General features: G+C 63.5%; 13 protein-coding genes. 8 read left to right on the top strand and 5 right to left on the bottom strand.

Features of this window, described 5'->3' with window-relative positions; all coding sequences use genetic code 11:
• Positions 1-50: 50 nt before the first annotated feature.
• On the bottom strand, positions 51-1,127 hold the full coding sequence (locus GUY23_RS03485; RefSeq protein WP_166969776.1) for an NADH:flavin oxidoreductase/NADH oxidase: 1,077 nt from the start codon (positions 1,125-1,127) through the stop codon (positions 51-53).
• Between the two features lie 232 nt (positions 1,128-1,359).
• On the opposite strand from GUY23_RS03485, the gene GUY23_RS03480 reads away from it, so the two are divergent.
• Positions 1,360-1,683: an ArsR/SmtB family transcription factor gene (locus GUY23_RS03480; protein ID WP_166969774.1), complete on the top strand. Its 324-nt coding sequence runs from the start codon at positions 1,360-1,362 to the stop codon at positions 1,681-1,683.
• Positions 1,684-2,247: 564 nt separating this feature from the next.
• On the opposite strand, the gene GUY23_RS03475 is transcribed toward GUY23_RS03480, so the two are convergent.
• The 3 genes from GUY23_RS03475 to GUY23_RS03465 all read right to left on the bottom strand — a co-directional run bounded on the left by GUY23_RS03475 (position 2,248) and on the right by GUY23_RS03465 (position 4,530).
• Entirely contained in the window at positions 2,248-2,706 is a 459-nt protein-coding gene (locus GUY23_RS03475) for a cupin domain-containing protein (protein WP_166969772.1), read from the bottom strand.
• A 100-nt stretch (positions 2,707-2,806) separates the two neighbouring features.
• Positions 2,807-4,033 carry an acyl-CoA dehydrogenase family protein gene (locus GUY23_RS03470; RefSeq protein ID WP_166969770.1) on the bottom strand — a complete coding sequence of 409 codons (1,227 nt, stop codon included), beginning with the start codon at positions 4,031-4,033 and terminating at the stop codon, positions 2,807-2,809.
• 8 nt (positions 4,034-4,041) lie between these two features.
• The gene (locus GUY23_RS03465; protein ID WP_228282711.1) at positions 4,042-4,530 is read right to left on the bottom strand and encodes a MaoC/PaaZ C-terminal domain-containing protein; all 489 of its coding nucleotides are present in this window, start codon (positions 4,528-4,530) and stop codon (positions 4,042-4,044) included.
• Between the two features lie 168 nt (positions 4,531-4,698).
• Between GUY23_RS03465 and GUY23_RS03460 the strand changes: the two genes are divergently transcribed.
• Positions 4,699-6,252 (top strand): acyl-CoA carboxylase subunit beta, encoded by a 1,554-nt coding sequence (locus GUY23_RS03460; protein WP_166969768.1) that lies wholly within the window; start codon positions 4,699-4,701, stop codon positions 6,250-6,252.
• A 114-nt stretch (positions 6,253-6,366) separates the two neighbouring features.
• Here the strand turns inward: GUY23_RS03460 and GUY23_RS03455 are convergent, their stop codons facing one another.
• On the bottom strand, positions 6,367-7,245 hold the full coding sequence (locus GUY23_RS03455; RefSeq protein ID WP_166969766.1) for an SDR family NAD(P)-dependent oxidoreductase: 879 nt from the start codon (positions 7,243-7,245) through the stop codon (positions 6,367-6,369).
• A 171-nt stretch (positions 7,246-7,416) separates the two neighbouring features.
• On the opposite strand from GUY23_RS03455, the gene GUY23_RS03450 reads away from it, so the two are divergent.
• The 6 genes from GUY23_RS03450 to GUY23_RS03425 all read left to right on the top strand — a co-directional run bounded on the left by GUY23_RS03450 (position 7,417) and on the right by GUY23_RS03425 (position 14,459).
• Positions 7,417-8,052, top strand: coding sequence for a TetR/AcrR family transcriptional regulator (locus GUY23_RS03450; protein WP_166969764.1), 636 nt, complete (start codon positions 7,417-7,419; stop codon positions 8,050-8,052).
• Positions 8,053-8,220: 168 nt separating this feature from the next.
• Positions 8,221-9,750, top strand: a complete 1,530-nt coding sequence (locus GUY23_RS03445; protein ID WP_166969762.1) for a class I adenylate-forming enzyme family protein — start codon at positions 8,221-8,223, stop codon at positions 9,748-9,750.
• Positions 9,751-9,872: 122 nt separating this feature from the next.
• The gene (locus GUY23_RS03440) at positions 9,873-11,636 is read left to right on the top strand and encodes an acetyl/propionyl/methylcrotonyl-CoA carboxylase subunit alpha (protein WP_166969760.1); all 1,764 of its coding nucleotides are present in this window, start codon (positions 9,873-9,875) and stop codon (positions 11,634-11,636) included.
• A complete protein-coding gene (locus tag GUY23_RS03435) occupies positions 11,636-12,511 on the top strand; it encodes an HpcH/HpaI aldolase/citrate lyase family protein (protein WP_166969758.1) in 876 nt (291 codons plus the stop codon). The genes GUY23_RS03440 and GUY23_RS03435 overlap by 1 nt, the downstream gene beginning before the upstream one ends.
• 10 nt (positions 12,512-12,521) lie before the next feature.
• Positions 12,522-12,974, top strand: coding sequence for a MaoC family dehydratase (locus GUY23_RS03430; RefSeq protein ID WP_166969756.1), 453 nt, complete (start codon positions 12,522-12,524; stop codon positions 12,972-12,974).
• A gap of 108 nt (positions 12,975-13,082) precedes the next feature.
• Positions 13,083-14,459, top strand: a complete 1,377-nt coding sequence (locus GUY23_RS03425; RefSeq protein WP_166969754.1) for an MFS transporter — start codon at positions 13,083-13,085, stop codon at positions 14,457-14,459.
• Positions 14,460-14,484 lie beyond the last annotated feature (25 nt).

The raw sequence follows: 14,484 nt of genomic DNA, 5'->3' as shown, positions 1-14,484 counted from the left end.
AATCGGTCCCCGTGGTGCGATTGCTCACCACCACGGGGACCGAACCGACCTCAGCTGTACGCGCGGTGGTACTGCGCCGGACGGTAGTCGATGTCGTAGCGCAGCGCATCGGCGGCCCGGAGCGCGAAGTTCGGGTCGCGCAGGTACTCGCGCCCCACGAGGATCGCATCGGCCTGCCCGGTCGCCAGGATGTGCTCACCCTGGAACGGCTCGCTGATGAGTCCGACCGCTGCGGTCGGGATCTCGGCGCGTTCGCGCACTCCGGCCGAAAGGGTCGTCTGGTAGCCGGGTCCGACGGGGATCTGCGCCACGACGTTGCCGCCGGAGGAGACGTCGATGAGGTCGACGCCGTGGCCCTTGAGCCAGCCGGCGAGTTCCACGGTGTCGTCGAGACTCAGCCCGCCCTCGGTCCAGTCCGTGGCGGACAGCCGCACGAACACGGGCACCTCGTCGCCCACCTCGCCGCGGGTGGCATCGACGATCTCGAGAAGGAGTCGGGCACGGTTCTCCGGCGAGCCGCCGTAGGAGTCGGTGCGGGTGTTGCTCAGCGGGGACAGGAACTGGTGGAGCAGGTAGCCGTGGGCGGCATGGAGCTCGACGAAGTCGAACCCGGCGTCGATCGACCGGCGAGCCGACGCAGCGAAGGCCTCGACCACCTCGGCGATCTCCGATTCCGTGAGCGCACGGGGCTCGGCGAGTCCGTCGAAGGCCAGTGCGGACGGGGCAACGGTCTGCCATCCGCCCTCGTTGACAGGCACGCTGCCCGAGCGGTCGGTGCCCCATTCCGGGAAGGTGGAGGCCTTCCGGCCGGCGTGGGCGAGTTGGATTCCGGCGGCGGCTCCCTGCGAGTGGACGAAGTCGACGATGGGGGCCAGGGCATCGCGCTGCGTATCGTTCCACAGGCCGAGGTCGCGAGCGGAGATGCGGCCCTCGGGAACGACTCCGGTGGCTTCGACGATGATGGCGCCGGCTCCGCCGCGGGCCATCGAACCGTAGTGGACGGCGTGCCACGGGGCGGCGACTCCGTCTTCGCCGGTCACCGAGTACTGGCACATCGGCGGGACCCAGATCCGGTTGCGGAAGGTCAGTCCACGCAGGGTGAGCGGTTCGAACAGCAGATGAGACATAAGACCTCGGAATCGTGTCGAGAATTTCGGTTGCAGCATTCGGCTGGAAGCGCTCAGGAGGACGCATTCAGCTGGAAGTATGAGATTCTTCGTACTTCGAACTGACACATTACTACGAGAGAATTCGTACTACCAAATATCTCGTACAATGAAGACGGAAGATGACACGATCGCGACAGCGACATCCGGCAGAAGTCAGCCGGCCACGACGAGAGCGAAGGGATGCCCTCGAATGCGCATACTGGACCATCCGACTCGCGAGGAGATGCGGCTCGACACCGTCCTCGCTGCCCTGGCCGATCCTGTTCGCCGAACTGTCGCCTGTAAGCTCAACGACGTCTTCGGTGATCACGCGTGCGCGACCTTCGAGCTGCCGGTGTCGAAGTCCACGGCGACCTATCACTTCCGGACCCTGCGCGAGGCCGGCGTCATCCGGCAGGAGTACGAGGGCACGAAGATCATGAACTCCCTGCGCAAGGACGACCTCGACGCTCGGTTTCCCGGCCTCCTCGACGCCGTCTTCGCAGCGCAGGCCATCGAACGCGCCGAGTCCTGAGCGCCCTCGCCGCAGCGCCGGCACCGCGGCAACGTGTCCTCAGCGCCAACGTTACGGTAACGTCGCGTCGGCTCCACCGAGACTCCAGCTCCCGCCTTGGACATTCGCCTCAATAGATCTGCCCCCAACGAAAAGCAGCCCAACCTACGACAGAAAGCACGGTTCGCAACCAGTGCCATCTGTCGCAGATTGGGCCGAAAGCGAGTCGACCACCAAGGATCGGTCACTGCTCACTCCCCGATACGGGCGGCTCCTACGCCTTCGCCGATCGCAGCCTCGGCACATGTCGCGTGGCTCTTGCAACAGAAGCCGAAGAGTCCCGCATGCTCATCAGGGCCAGCATCGGAATCTTGTAGCGCTTGTACGCCCTCGTATCCACAGAACCTTGAGAGCTGTTCTCGCTTACAGCCTGTCCGAGGAAGGTGTGTATTGCACTTCAGCTCAAGCACCTCCGGGGCTGCGAGACAACGCCCACAGCCCCAGAGTGATCAGACGACAGTCGGCAGAAAACTCCAACATAAGCGCAACGCTTCAGCAGGGAATACCGCTTGCCGATTGAGAAGCTTACGACCGATAGTCGATCTCCACGTCAGCGATATCCTGGTCTTCCAGGTTGACGACGATGTTGTCTGGAGTGCGCGTGGTCATCCAGATCAGCTCTTCGGTCTTGCTCGCATTGCCCTCGATATGGGGCATGTACGGAGGCACGAAGACGAAGTCCCCTTCCTCCATGTAGACGATCTGCTCGTAGCGCTCACCGTAGCGGATGAAACCGCGGCCCTTGAAGATGTAGCCTCCGGTCTCGGCCTCGCCATGATGATGCGCGGCCGAAATCTCACCGGGGCCGGTGTGGACCTTGCCGAACCAAAGGTTCGATGCCTTCGAGTTCTCACGCGAGACCCCGGAGACGCGACGGGCATTCGCCGTCTGCCCCGGAGCCTCATGCAGGTCGTCTGCCCTCTGCACGGAGAAGAGATCGACGTTGCGATTGATATCGAATCCGTCGTTGTCATTCGTGGTCATGGTGCTTCCTTTCGTTCTCGTTCTGCTTTCAGTGCGGACCGACGCCCTGTCTGCCGGCCCGATACTCGAAGCTCTCCCCCGCCGAGGCGGAACAATCGACTCATGTCGACCTAGGGAGCCCGAGGTGTCGTTGTGCGAGCTGATTGCGAATCATCTCGTCCGTCAGCGGTGCGAATGTGTACAGGCGCGCGTCCCGAAAGTAGCGCTGCATGGGCAGGTGTCGGTGGAATCCCCACCCGCCCATCACCCGCATTCCGATGTCGGTGGCAGTCGTCGCGGCCTCCGAGGCGGCGAGCTTGGCTAGACCGGAGAGGTTCTCGACCGCTTCCCCAGAGCCCTGATCGGACATCTCCGCTCCGTTGTAGAGGAGGTGACGAGCCGATTCGGTCCGAGTGAGCGCGTCGACGAGGGGATGCTGCAGGCCTTGGAACGAGCCGATCGGCCGCTCGAATGCGTGCCGGCCATTGGCATAGTCGACCGCATAGGACAGCGCCCCGCGAGCGATGCCCAGCGCGACCGCCGCACCGTTGAGTCGTTCGCCGTTGAGCGTGGCAAGCACGTTCCGGAACCCGGATCCGACCTCGCCGAGGATGTTCTCCGCCGGCACTGCGACGTCCTCGAGGACGACGTCGGCCTGCTCGAGGCCGCGGATGCCCATCGTGTCGATCGGCGTCGTCGTGATGCCTGGGGTGTCGCGGGGAATGATGAACATCGAGATTCCGTCGATGCCCGATCTCTCCACCGCCGAGGTGCGGGCGAGGAGGATGATGAAGGTCGCCGTCGATGCTCCGCCGATCCATTTCTTCGCACCGTTGATCAGCCAGGTTCCGTCGGGGCCCTGGCGTGCCCACGTGGCCATCTGCCGTGCCACATCGGTGCCGCCGGCGGGTTCGCTCAGCCCGAAGGACATTCGTGCCGAGCCGGCGAGCAGGGGGCTCAGCCATTCGGACTTCTGCTCAGCTGTGCTGTATCGGTGGAGAAGTTCGACGCCCATGTATTGGACGACCACGCTCACGCCGATCGAGGTGGCGCCGGCACCGAGCTCTTCGAGCACCGTGACTTGGCTGGAGTGGCTGGGGCCTCGGCCGTCGAGGTCCGCTTCGAGCCCGACCAGCCCTTCGGCGGCGAGCGCCTCGTAGAGCTCGAAGTCATAGGTTTCGTCTTCGTCGTGCCGCCTCAGACGCTCCGGGCCGGTCACGGCATGGAGGGTTCGGCGCACTCGTGTGCGCAGGTCGGTGATCGCGGGGCTGTCGATGCGTGTCGAGAAGCTCACTTCGCCGTCGACGCCCGCGCCCACTGCTTGCAGGGCACTGTCAATCGTTGTCATCGGACTGCTCAGTTCTCCGAGTCATCGCGGCGGGAGATGAGGAATGAGCTGCGGAAGGTCATCACGGTCGACCCGTCCTGCTTCCTCACCTCGTAGGCCAGTGACCACAGGCCACGGCCCGGCTTGCTCGTAGGGCGCGTCTCGACGACGGTCGCCTCAGCGTGGATGGTGTCATCGATGAACACAGGACTCAGTGCGCGCACCTCGTCGAGACCGAGCCAGGCTTCGACGTGGGTGAAGTATCCGGTCTGCGTGAGCAGCCCCAGTGCCACGGACAGTGTCAGCGGTCCGTGGCCGATCCTCTGCCCGAATGGGGTGGTTGCTGCATATTCGGAGTTGAGATGCAGCGAGACCCAGTCCCCGGTCAGCCCGGCCCATTGGACGAGGTGCGCGTCCGTGATCGTCAGCCCCGGGCTGACGACGACATCTCCCTGAGTCAGGTCTTCCCAGAAATGATCAGGTCGACCTTTGACCTGTCCGACTGCCACTGTGTCCACGATTCTCCTCCGTTCTTCACCGCGAGGGAGCGCCTCGGTGGTGACGATCGATTTCTTCTCATCTCCCGACAACTATAGACTAGCGAACGCTTGTTCGTATACTGTTTTGTGAAAAGTTCCGCACTCACAGATGGCAGCGAACCACACGCTGCACCGAAGGAGACAGCAATGACACAGGTCAGCACCACAGCCGAGCCGACAGTGCATGATCGACTCAAGGACAGCATCGCCGCCGCGCAGCTCGGCGGATCCGAGAAGAATCGGGAGAAGATCAAGAAGTCGGGCAAGCTGCTTGTCCGCGAGCGACTGGCGGAGCTCTTCGATGACGAGGAGTACATCGAGGACGGGCTCCTGGCCCGCTTCGAGGACGGGCTGCCCGGCGATGCCGTCGTCATCGCCTTCGGCAATGTCGACGGGCGCGAGGTGTGCGTCATCGCCAATGACTACAGCGTCAAGGCCGGCACATGGGGCAATCGCACCTTCGAGAAGATCACCATGGCGCAGAAGAAGGCCGAGGAAGCCGGCATTCCCATCGTCTACCTCTTCGACTCCGCGGGCGCCCGCATCGACGAGCAGTTCGAATCCTTCGCCGGACGAAATGCCTGGGGCAACATCTTCTACAACCAGGTTCAGATCTCCGGGCGGGTGCCGCAGGTCTGCGCACTGTTCGGCCCCTCCCCCGCAGGCTCTGCCTACGTTCCTGCTCTCTGCGACCTCACCATCATGGTCAGAGGAAATGCGACGGCTTACCTTGGGTCGCCCCGCCTGGCCGAGATGGTCACCGGCGAGCAGGTCACGCTCGAGGAGATGGGCGGAGCGGAGATGCACTCCACCGTCTCGGGCCTCGGCGATGTCCTCGTCGACGATGACAGCGAGGCGATCGCCTCGATCCGCGTCTGGCTGTCCTTTCTGCCCCCGAACTGGAACACCACCCCTCCCATCGCCGAGGCGGTCGCTCCTCGCGAGGGTCGCACCATCGAAGACATCGTCCCCCTTCGCGAGGCCGAGGTCTTCGATATGGAGGAACTCGTTGAATCCCTCGTCGACGAGGGCACCTGGTTCCCGTACAAGGAGCTCTTCGCTCCCGAGATGCTCACTGGCTTCGCCCGGATCAACGGGCGCCCCGTCGGTCTGGTCGGGAACCAGCCGACCCACATGGGCGGATCCATCTTCCCCGACTCCTCCGATAAGGCCGCACGCTTCATCTGGATCTGCAATGCCTACGGGATCCCGATCATCTTTCTCGTCGACATCGCCGGGTACATGATCGGCTCGGAGGTCGAGCGGCAGGGCATCATCCGCCACGGCGCGAAGATGATCTTCGCGGTGTCGGAATGCCGAGTTCCTCGCATCACCGTCCTCGTCCGCAAGGCCTATGGCGGCGGCTACCTGGCGATGTCGGGCGCCCCGATGAACCCCGATGCCGTCATCGCCCTGCCGACGGCGCGTCCCGCGCTCATGGGTCCGGATGCAGCGGTCAACGGCGTGTACTATAACCAGATCCACGCCATCGAGGATCCCGAGGAGCGCAAAGCCTACATTGCCGAGAAGCAGGCCGAGTATGCCGAGAAGATCGACGTCTTCAAGATCGCCAATGCCAACGCCGTCGAGGCGGTCGTTCCGGCCAACGAGCTCCGCTCGGATCTAACTCGCAGGCTCGGCCTCTACAGCAAGCGGAAGACCGCCCCCATCGAGCGCCGGCAGGCTATCACCCCAGCCTGACCACACCAAGAGCACGAAGAGGCCGGGCCGTCGTCACGACGGCCCGGCCCTTTCATATCCTCACCAGCGGGCCTCGCCCTCACCGGCAGGCGAGACTCAAGTGCACCATGCCCTTCAGCGGAATGATTCAGGCTTGTCGTCGAAGAGCCGGAAGACCTGTGTCGCGCCACCGTCGATCATGAGATCCGCACCGTTGATGTTCTTCGCAGCGTCGCCGAGCAGGAACTCGATGTATGCACCGATTTCCTTCGGATCGATGATATTTTCGGTCGGAACCTTGGCCTTGACCTGATCTCTGACCGCCTGGATGACCATCGTGGTGTCGACGACACCGGGGCAGATGTTGTTCACGGTGACGCCTGTGCCCCAGAAGTCCAACAACAGCGAACGCGTCAGGTTCGACAGCCCCGCCTTCGAAGCGGCATAGCTGGGGTACGGGTAGCCCGTGGTCCCGGCAATGGAGGAGATGTTGATGACTCGCCCCCAGCCTCGTTCGGCCATGCCCGGCGCGAAGTGGCGGATCATTCGGAATGGGCCGTTGAGATTGACATCGATGACTCCGTCGAATGACGATCCGTCGTGATCGACCAGGTACTTGCGGTCGAGGAGCCCCGCCGCGTTGACGAGCACGTCGATCCCGCCGAAATCGCGATCGATCGCAGCCGCGAGTTCGGTTACCGAGTCCTCGCTGGTGACATCGACCGGGTAGGCATAGCTCTGCCCTCCGCTACTCGTGACCCTCTCGCTTGCCGCCTCAGCCGCGGCAAGGTTGACGTCGGTGCAGATGAGGGTGTGACCTGCCGATGCCAGGGTCTCATTGATCCCTCTGCTCATGCCGCCCCCGGCCCCCGTGATGAGTATCCGGCGCGGCACCGAACCGTCCAGGTGGTTCGACGGAGACAGTGCGGCTTCGTTCTCTTCGGCCACGATGAATGCCCTTTCTGCAGGTTCGAAATGAATGAACTTGTCCGGCTCAGCGATGGCATGGGCCATGGCCTCACGGCGGAGCCGCCAACATCGACCAGGTTCACAGCCGAATGGCTAAGGATACCGTCACGAACAAGCGTTAGTTTTTGAGTCTGCAAGAATGGACCCATAATGTCAATGCCTGTAGCCGAGCCCACCGCCCGGCAGTAGGCCAGCAGAGAACGAAAGGCGACAGCAATGGCAACGAAAGGTGAGCAGACCGCCGCCGCAGTCAAGGAGAAGGCGACTGACTTCTTCTTCGTCAAGGGATTCTCCGCAACGACGCTGCGTGAGGTCGCCTCCGCTGCCGGAGTGAAGGTCAGCAGTCTCTACAACCACATCTCCAGCAAGGAAGATCTGCTGCAGCAGGTGATGGGAAGCTTCATGGACGACATCCTCGCCGACACCGAAGACGCCCTCGAAGGCGAGACAGACGCAATCGGCAGGCTGCTGAGCATCGTCGACAGCCACCTCCGATACCACGCCACTGAAGCACGCAAGGTCTTCATCGGCAACAACAACCTCCGCTTCTTGCGCCCGGAGGCTCGGGATGAAATCACTGCGAAGCGCAGTGAGTACGTCCGCCGCATCCAGGACGTCATCGAGGAGGCCGGACGAGCAGGAGTCGCAACCATCCTCGACTCCCGCCTGCAGGCTTATGCGATCGTCGCCCTCGGTACGGACGTCGCCACCTGGTACCGCCCCGACGGTCGCCTATCCCTCGACGAGATCGTCGACATCTACTCGAAGATCGCCTTGCGCGGACTCTCCGTTCCAGATGCCGACAAGCGTGTCGACGGCAGAAGTGCACCGCGCGCCGAACCTGTCGCCTGATTCCACCCTCTCACCGCCGAAGACGCCCCTGCGCCCTTGCAGGGGCGTCATCTTTTCACATCAATCGTCATACACCCCTTGCGTCTGATTCCCGAACAGATTATTGTTACGGACGAACGCTTGTTCGTTTATCTGCAGAATGATCTGCAGAGCTGCGGGAGGAAAGACTTGCACACAATCAACACCTGGATCGAGCTTAACGCCCAGAAGCATCCCGAGAAGGAGGCCCTGGTCGGCGTCGATGGTCGCGTAACCTTCGCTGAGCTCGCCGAACGCTCGTGGAGCCTTGCCCGCGGCCTGCAGAATCGTGGTGTGAAGTCAGCGATGAACATCGGCGTGATGGGATCAAATACAGTTTTCAATGCCGAGATGTTCTTCTCCGTCGCGGCCGCCGGCGGCGTCTACGTCGCCTACAACTGGCGCTGGTCGGCGGTCGAATGCGCCCAGGGGATCGCGGAGACGGCCGCCGATTTCATCATCGTCGAGGCGCAGTTCGACGATCTGGTCGACCGCGCTCTGGCAAAGCTCGCCGAGACTCATGACCGGCTGCCTCAGGTGATCCGCGAAAGCGAGATCGCCGCGCTTCGCACCGGCACTGGCCCCCTCGTGTCTGACACGACTCTCGACTCTCCACTGTGCATCCTCTATACCGGAGGGTCGACGGGCACACCCAAGGGCGTCGTACTCTCCCACCGCGCCGCTGTGGCCAATGCATTCAACGAGATGATCGACTGCCGCGTCGGCACTCGAGACAACGAACGCGGACTCATCGTGACCCCGTTGTTCCACACCGCGGGCCTCCTTTGCTGGCTCGCCACACACTTCATTGCGGGAGCCACCAGCGTGCTTGCCCCGAAGTTCGATGTCGAGGCCTTCGTCGAGACTGTCGAACGTGAACGCATCACCAACACGTTCCTCATTCCCAATATGGTCCGCAAGATGCTCGATCAGCGGACCTTCGACAACCCGGTCCTCAGACAGAACCTCAAGGCCGTGCACACCGGAGCCGGTCTGCTGCGCATGCCGGACAAAGAGCTCTTCGCCGAGATGCTCCCGGACGTCGATCTCTATTTCCGCTACGGACTCACCGAAGCCGGACCGATGGTGACCCGCCTGCTCGCCGACGACATGCTCAACCCCGAAGTCGACGGGTCGATCGGTCAGCCTTACCTCATGGTCGACGTCGAGCTCCAGGACCTCGAAGGAAACAAGGTCGCCGTCGGCGAACTCGGCGAGATCTGCGTCCGCAGCCCGTCCCTCATGCTCGAGTACTACGGACGACCCGACCAGACGGCCGACGCCCTGCGAGACGGGTGGCTGCGCACAGGAGATCTTGCAGTCGTCGATGAACACGGGTATTTCTTCTTCCGCGACCGTCTCAAGGAGATGATCAAGTCCGGCGGTGAGAACGTCTACGCCGCCGAGGTGGAGCAGGTCCTCTATCTGCACCCCTCAGTCCTCGAGGCGGCAGTCGTGGGAGTTCCCGACCCCGAATGGGACGAGGAAGTCCGAGCAGCAGTCGTGCTGCGTTCGGATCTCACCGCCACCGAAGCGGAGCTTCGAACCTTCATGCGCGAACATCTGGCCGGCTACAAGGTGCCGAAGACGATGGTCTTCATCACCGCCGAGGAATTCCCCCGCTCCCCCGCGGGCAAGCTCGTGAAGTCCGAGCTCAAGGAACAGCTCGGCTGGGTCTGACGCCCTACTGCCACGCCCAGCGTCGCGAGCCAACACTTCAGACGCCTCTCAATCCCAACCGGTCGGCAACAGGCTGATCGGCATCCATCCACATTCGCTCTTCGTCGAAGGGGAGTTAACCCATGTTCTCAAAGATCCTCATCGCCAACCGGGGTGAGATCGCCGCACGTATTATCGACACGTGCGCCCGCCTCAATGTGGCCACCGTCGCTGTGCATTCGAGCGCGGACGCCGCATCCCTGCACGTTCGTCGTGCCGACCAGGCCATCGACCTCGGAGACGGGCCCGCCAGCGAGAACTATCTCAATCCGCAGGCCATCGTCGAAGCAGCACTGAAGTCCGGTGCTGACGCCATCCACCCCGGGTACGGCTTCTTGTCGGAGAACGCCGGGTTCGCCCAAGCCGTGGCGGATGCCGGATTGGTGTTCATCGGACCCTCTCCCGCCGCGATCTCCACGATGGGAGATAAGGTCGCCTCGCGTGAGGTGGCCACCCGGGCAGACGTCCCCATGGCGCCCGGTTCGAACGGCGCCGTCGAATCCGCCGAGGCGGTCCTCGAGTTCGGAGAGAAGCACGGCTATCCGGTCCTCGTCAAAGCCTCCGCCGGCGGCGGTGGGCGCGGAATGCGCCGCATCAACGGCCCCGACGAGGCGGTCGAGTCTTTCGATGCCGCCGTCCGAGAGGCCACCGCTGCCTTCGGCAACGGCGAGGTCTTCGTCGAGCGCTACCTCGTCAAGGCCCGCCACGTCGAAGTCCAGATCGTCGCCGATTCGCACGGCGCCGTCGCGGCCCTCGGCGACAGGGACTGCTCGGTTCAGCGCCGGCATCAGAAGCTCATCGAGGAATCGCCCGCGCCGGGGCTGTCCGAATCGATGCGCACGAACATGGGCGCGGCCGCAGCACGCTTGGCCGACGCGGTCGGCTACCAGGGACTGGGTACCGTCGAGTTCCTCGTCGAAGGCGAAAACTTCTACTTCCTCGAGATGAACACACGCATCCAGGTCGAGCATCCGGTGACCGAGCTCGTCACCAAGGTCGATCTCGTCGCCGAACAGCTGCGAGTCGCCGCAGGCGAGCACCTGAGTGAGTCTGTCACCAACCCTCAACCGGTAGGTGCGGCCATCGAGGCACGTATCAACGCCGAAGACGTGGCAGGCGGACTCTTCGTCCCCTCCCCCGGTGTCATCACCACGCTCGAGGCTCCGACTTCCGAACACGTCCGCTTCGACACCGGCTATGAGAGCGGCGATGAGGTTCTGCCCCTGTACGACAGCCTCATCGGCAAACTCATCGTCTGGGGGCAGGACCGGGGCGCCGCGATCGACGGCCTGTTGCAGGCGCTCGACGAACTGCACATCGAAGGTGTCGAGACGACGGTTCCGGCTGCCCGCAAAATCATCGACGCCGCGGACTTCCGCTCCGTCGCCCACTCCACGCTGTGGCTCGAGAACTCCTTCGACTTTTCCACCGCAGACGACGACACGCTCTCTCGCAATGAGGTCGAGGTCAATGGGCGTTTCTACATCATTCCGCAGTTTCCCGACGATCCTGGCGCGCAGCTCGCCCGCCCAGCGGCCGAGTCGACATCCGAGAGCGACGGTGGCGAACGTCGCCGCCGCTCACCGAGCGCGCGCCGTCGCCGGTCGGGCCCGGCCTTCGACGGCACCGTCAAGGCTCCCATGCAGGGCACGATCGTCAAGGTCAATGTCGAACCCGGTGCCAGCGTCACCGCTGGTGAGCCGCTGTTCGTCCTCGAAGCGATGAAGATGGAGAACCCAGTCGCGTCGCCCATCACAGGGACCGTCGACAATGTCTTCGTCGCCTTGGGTCAGTCGCTGTCTGCCGGAACCCAGCTGGCTGCGATGTCGGAAGGCGGGGCCGCCTGATGAAGCCCGTGCGCTCCGTCCTGTTCGTGCCCGGTCATCGCCGCTCGATGATCGACAAGGCACTGGCGTCGAAAGCCGATGCACTCATCCTCGACCTCGAGGATGCGGTCCCCGAAGCTGAGAAGCAGCTGGCTCGTGACACCGTTGCCGACGTCCTCCGGACCGCCCCAGGCACAGGTCCCCAGATCCTCGTACGTCCGAATGCTCTCGACACCGAACACTTCGGTCGCGACGTGGCAACCGCGGCGGCTTCGACCCTGACGGCATTCCTGCTGCCGAAGCTCTACGGCAGGGACGACGTCGTGGCCTTCGACTCGCTCGTGACCGCGGCCGAAATCTCTGCCGGCATCGCTCGCGGCAGCATCGGCTTCGTCCCCTCCCTGGAGACAGCCGCCTCGGTGAATCGAGTTGACGAGATCCTCACCGGACCCCGGGTGGTCGGCGTCATGGCCGCCGCAGCGAAGAACGCCGACATCTCACGCGAAGTTGGCTTCAACTGGTCTGCTCAGGGCACGGAAACGCTGTACCTGCGTAGCAAGGTCGTCGTCGCGGCGCGAGCGGCCGGGCTGCGCATCATCGTGCTGGGTCTGTGGCAGGAGCTCGACAATCTCGAGGGCCTGGCGCAGTTCGCCACCGACAATTGCGATCTCGGTTTCACCGGGCAGGTGCTCATCCACCCCAAACACATCGACATCGTCAACGACGTCTACGGACTCAGCGCTGAGGAGGCCGACTACTATCGCGGACTCGTCGCCGCATTCGAATCCGGAACCGAACAGGGTCTCGGAGCCGTGACCTACGCAGGCGAGCACATCGACCTCGCCCACGCCAACCACGCCCGCCAGCTGCTGACGCTGGCCGGGCACGATCACTGAGGAGCCACCCATGTCAGGCATGTATTACGAAGACTTCGTCATCGGCGAGGTTCTCCGCCACGAGGTCACACGCACGGTGACCGAGACGGACAATCTGCTCATCACCACTCTGACGATGAACGTCCAGCCGCTGCATCTCGATGCGGAGTTCGCCGGCGAATCGATGTTCGGCAAGCAGATCGTCAACTCGATCTTCACTCTCGGACTCGTGACCGGCATCCCGGTGCAGGAGACCACGCTGGGAACCACTCTCGGCAACCTCGGCTTCCGCGAGGTCAGTTTCCCGAAGCCTGTGTTCTTCGGCGACACCCTGCGGGTTGAGACCGAGGCACTCGACAAACGCGAGTCGAAGTCTCGCCCCGACACCGGCATCGTCGGCATCGAACATCGCGGGATCAACCAAAACGACGAACTCGTGTGCACGGTCCGTCGTACAGCCCTGATGAAACGCCGTCCCGCCTGAGTCGACGACGGCACCTCCTCGCTTGCTGACTTCAGCATTTCGCTGAAGTCAGCCCGGGGAACCGCAAACGGCCGGGACAACTTGTCCCGGCCCAGAGGAAAGCAGTCAATGATGACAACAGAGAACTCCTCCCTAGCCGCCGGACCTGCGGCAACAGGCAATGAACCGGCAGAGGAAGCTCCGACCTTCGACCCCAAAACCGCCCGCAACGCGGTCTTCAGCGGAACGTTCGGCACAGCCCTCGAATGGTTCGACTTCGCCGTCTACGGCACGCTGTCCGCCACACTCTTCCCGGCACTCTTCTTCGCCGACGTCGACGCCGACACCGCGATCCTCGCGTCGTTCGCGACCTTCGGCGCCGGCATGGCCGCACGCCCGCTCGGCGGGATCTTCTTCGGCGCCCTCGGCGATCGGATCGGTCGCCGCAACGTCCTCATGTTCACCCTCGTCATGATGGGCTCCGCCTCGGTGCTCATCGGTCTGCTTCCGCCCGCCAGCTTCATCGGCATCTGGGCGCCGACCCTCCTGGTCATCCTGCGTTTCCTGCAGGGATTCGCGCTCGGCGGGGAGGCCTCGGGTGTCCAAGTACTCGTCACCGAGCATGCTCCCGCCGACAAGAGAGGGATGTACGGAGGTATCCTCGCCGTCGGGTCACCCGTGGCGCAGACCATCGCCTCTCTGACATTGACCGGATTGGCACTGTTCCTGAGCGAAGAGACCTTCGAGAGCTGGGGATGGCGGATTCCGTTCCTCATGGGTGTCCTGCTCCTGGCCGTCGGAGTGTGGATCCGCCGCAGCATCGAAGAGACGCCGGCCTTCCGCGAGAGCCAGAAGCGGGCCTCGGAGAAGCAGGCTCAGGAAGAGCCGCAGGAGAAGGCGCTCAAGGTCATCATCAAGCGTCCCGGTACCGTCATCAAACTCGTGTGCTCCTGGGCTGCATCGGCTGGATTGTTCTGGATCTGCGTGACGTATGCCGTCAACTACCTGACGAGCGTGCTCGGCTACGACAACTCGATCACCTTCAGCCTGCTCGTCATCGCCAACCTCATCTCCATCCCTGCCGCCATTCTCGGCGGTCGGGTCAGTGACTTCATCGGGCGAAAGAAGACTTTCTTCATCGGGCTGGCGATGCAGGGAACCGCCGCCGCGTCGATGTTCCCCATCATGAACTCCATGAACTACCCGCTGTCGGTGGCCGTCATCGCTCTCGCTCTCTGCGGCATCCAGACCACTGCAGCGGTGCAGGCTCCCTTCTTCGCCGAGTCCCTCCCCACGCGCATGCGCTACACGGGGTCGGCCCTGGGCATGACCTTCGCGGGACTGATCTTCGGAGCTCCGATCCCCTTCATCGCTGCCTGGATCTTCCAGCACAGCTCCCAAGGCACGACCGCCCTGACCGCGATCGGCGTCGGGCTCGTCGTGATCTCGGTGATCGCCGCGGCGACCCTGCCGGAACGGTCGAAGGAAGCGCTCCACGATGACTGAACCCACGATGATCGAAGGAAGGCAA

The sequence above is a fragment of the Brevibacterium atlanticum genome, from assembly GCF_011617245.1.
Classification (GTDB): Bacteria; Actinomycetota; Actinomycetes; order Actinomycetales; family Brevibacteriaceae; genus Brevibacterium; species Brevibacterium atlanticum.
Note: the sequence above shows the minus strand (reverse complement) of the source record. Positions and strands in the feature narration are given on the sequence as shown.

Coding starts and splice junctions, on each gene's coding strand:
- GUY23_RS03485 (WP_166969776.1), bottom strand. CDS start 1,127: ATGTCTCATCTGCTGTTCGAACCGCTCACCCTGCGTGGACTGACCTTC.
- GUY23_RS03480 (WP_166969774.1), top strand. CDS start 1,360: ATGCGCATACTGGACCATCCGACTCGCGAGGAGATGCGGCTCGACACC.
- GUY23_RS03475 (WP_166969772.1), bottom strand. CDS start 2,706: ATGACCACGAATGACAACGACGGATTCGATATCAATCGCAACGTCGAT.
- GUY23_RS03470 (WP_166969770.1), bottom strand. CDS start 4,033: ATGACAACGATTGACAGTGCCCTGCAAGCAGTGGGCGCGGGCGTCGAC.
- GUY23_RS03460 (WP_166969768.1), top strand. CDS start 4,699: ATGACACAGGTCAGCACCACAGCCGAGCCGACAGTGCATGATCGACTC.
- GUY23_RS03455 (WP_166969766.1), bottom strand. CDS start 7,245: ATGGCCCATGCCATCGCTGAGCCGGACAAGTTCATTCATTTCGAACCT.
- GUY23_RS03450 (WP_166969764.1), top strand. CDS start 7,417: ATGGCAACGAAAGGTGAGCAGACCGCCGCCGCAGTCAAGGAGAAGGCG.
- GUY23_RS03440 (WP_166969760.1), top strand. CDS start 9,873: ATGTTCTCAAAGATCCTCATCGCCAACCGGGGTGAGATCGCCGCACGT.
- GUY23_RS03435 (WP_166969758.1), top strand. CDS start 11,636: ATGAAGCCCGTGCGCTCCGTCCTGTTCGTGCCCGGTCATCGCCGCTCG.
- GUY23_RS03430 (WP_166969756.1), top strand. CDS start 12,522: ATGTCAGGCATGTATTACGAAGACTTCGTCATCGGCGAGGTTCTCCGC.
- GUY23_RS03425 (WP_166969754.1), top strand. CDS start 13,083: ATGATGACAACAGAGAACTCCTCCCTAGCCGCCGGACCTGCGGCAACA.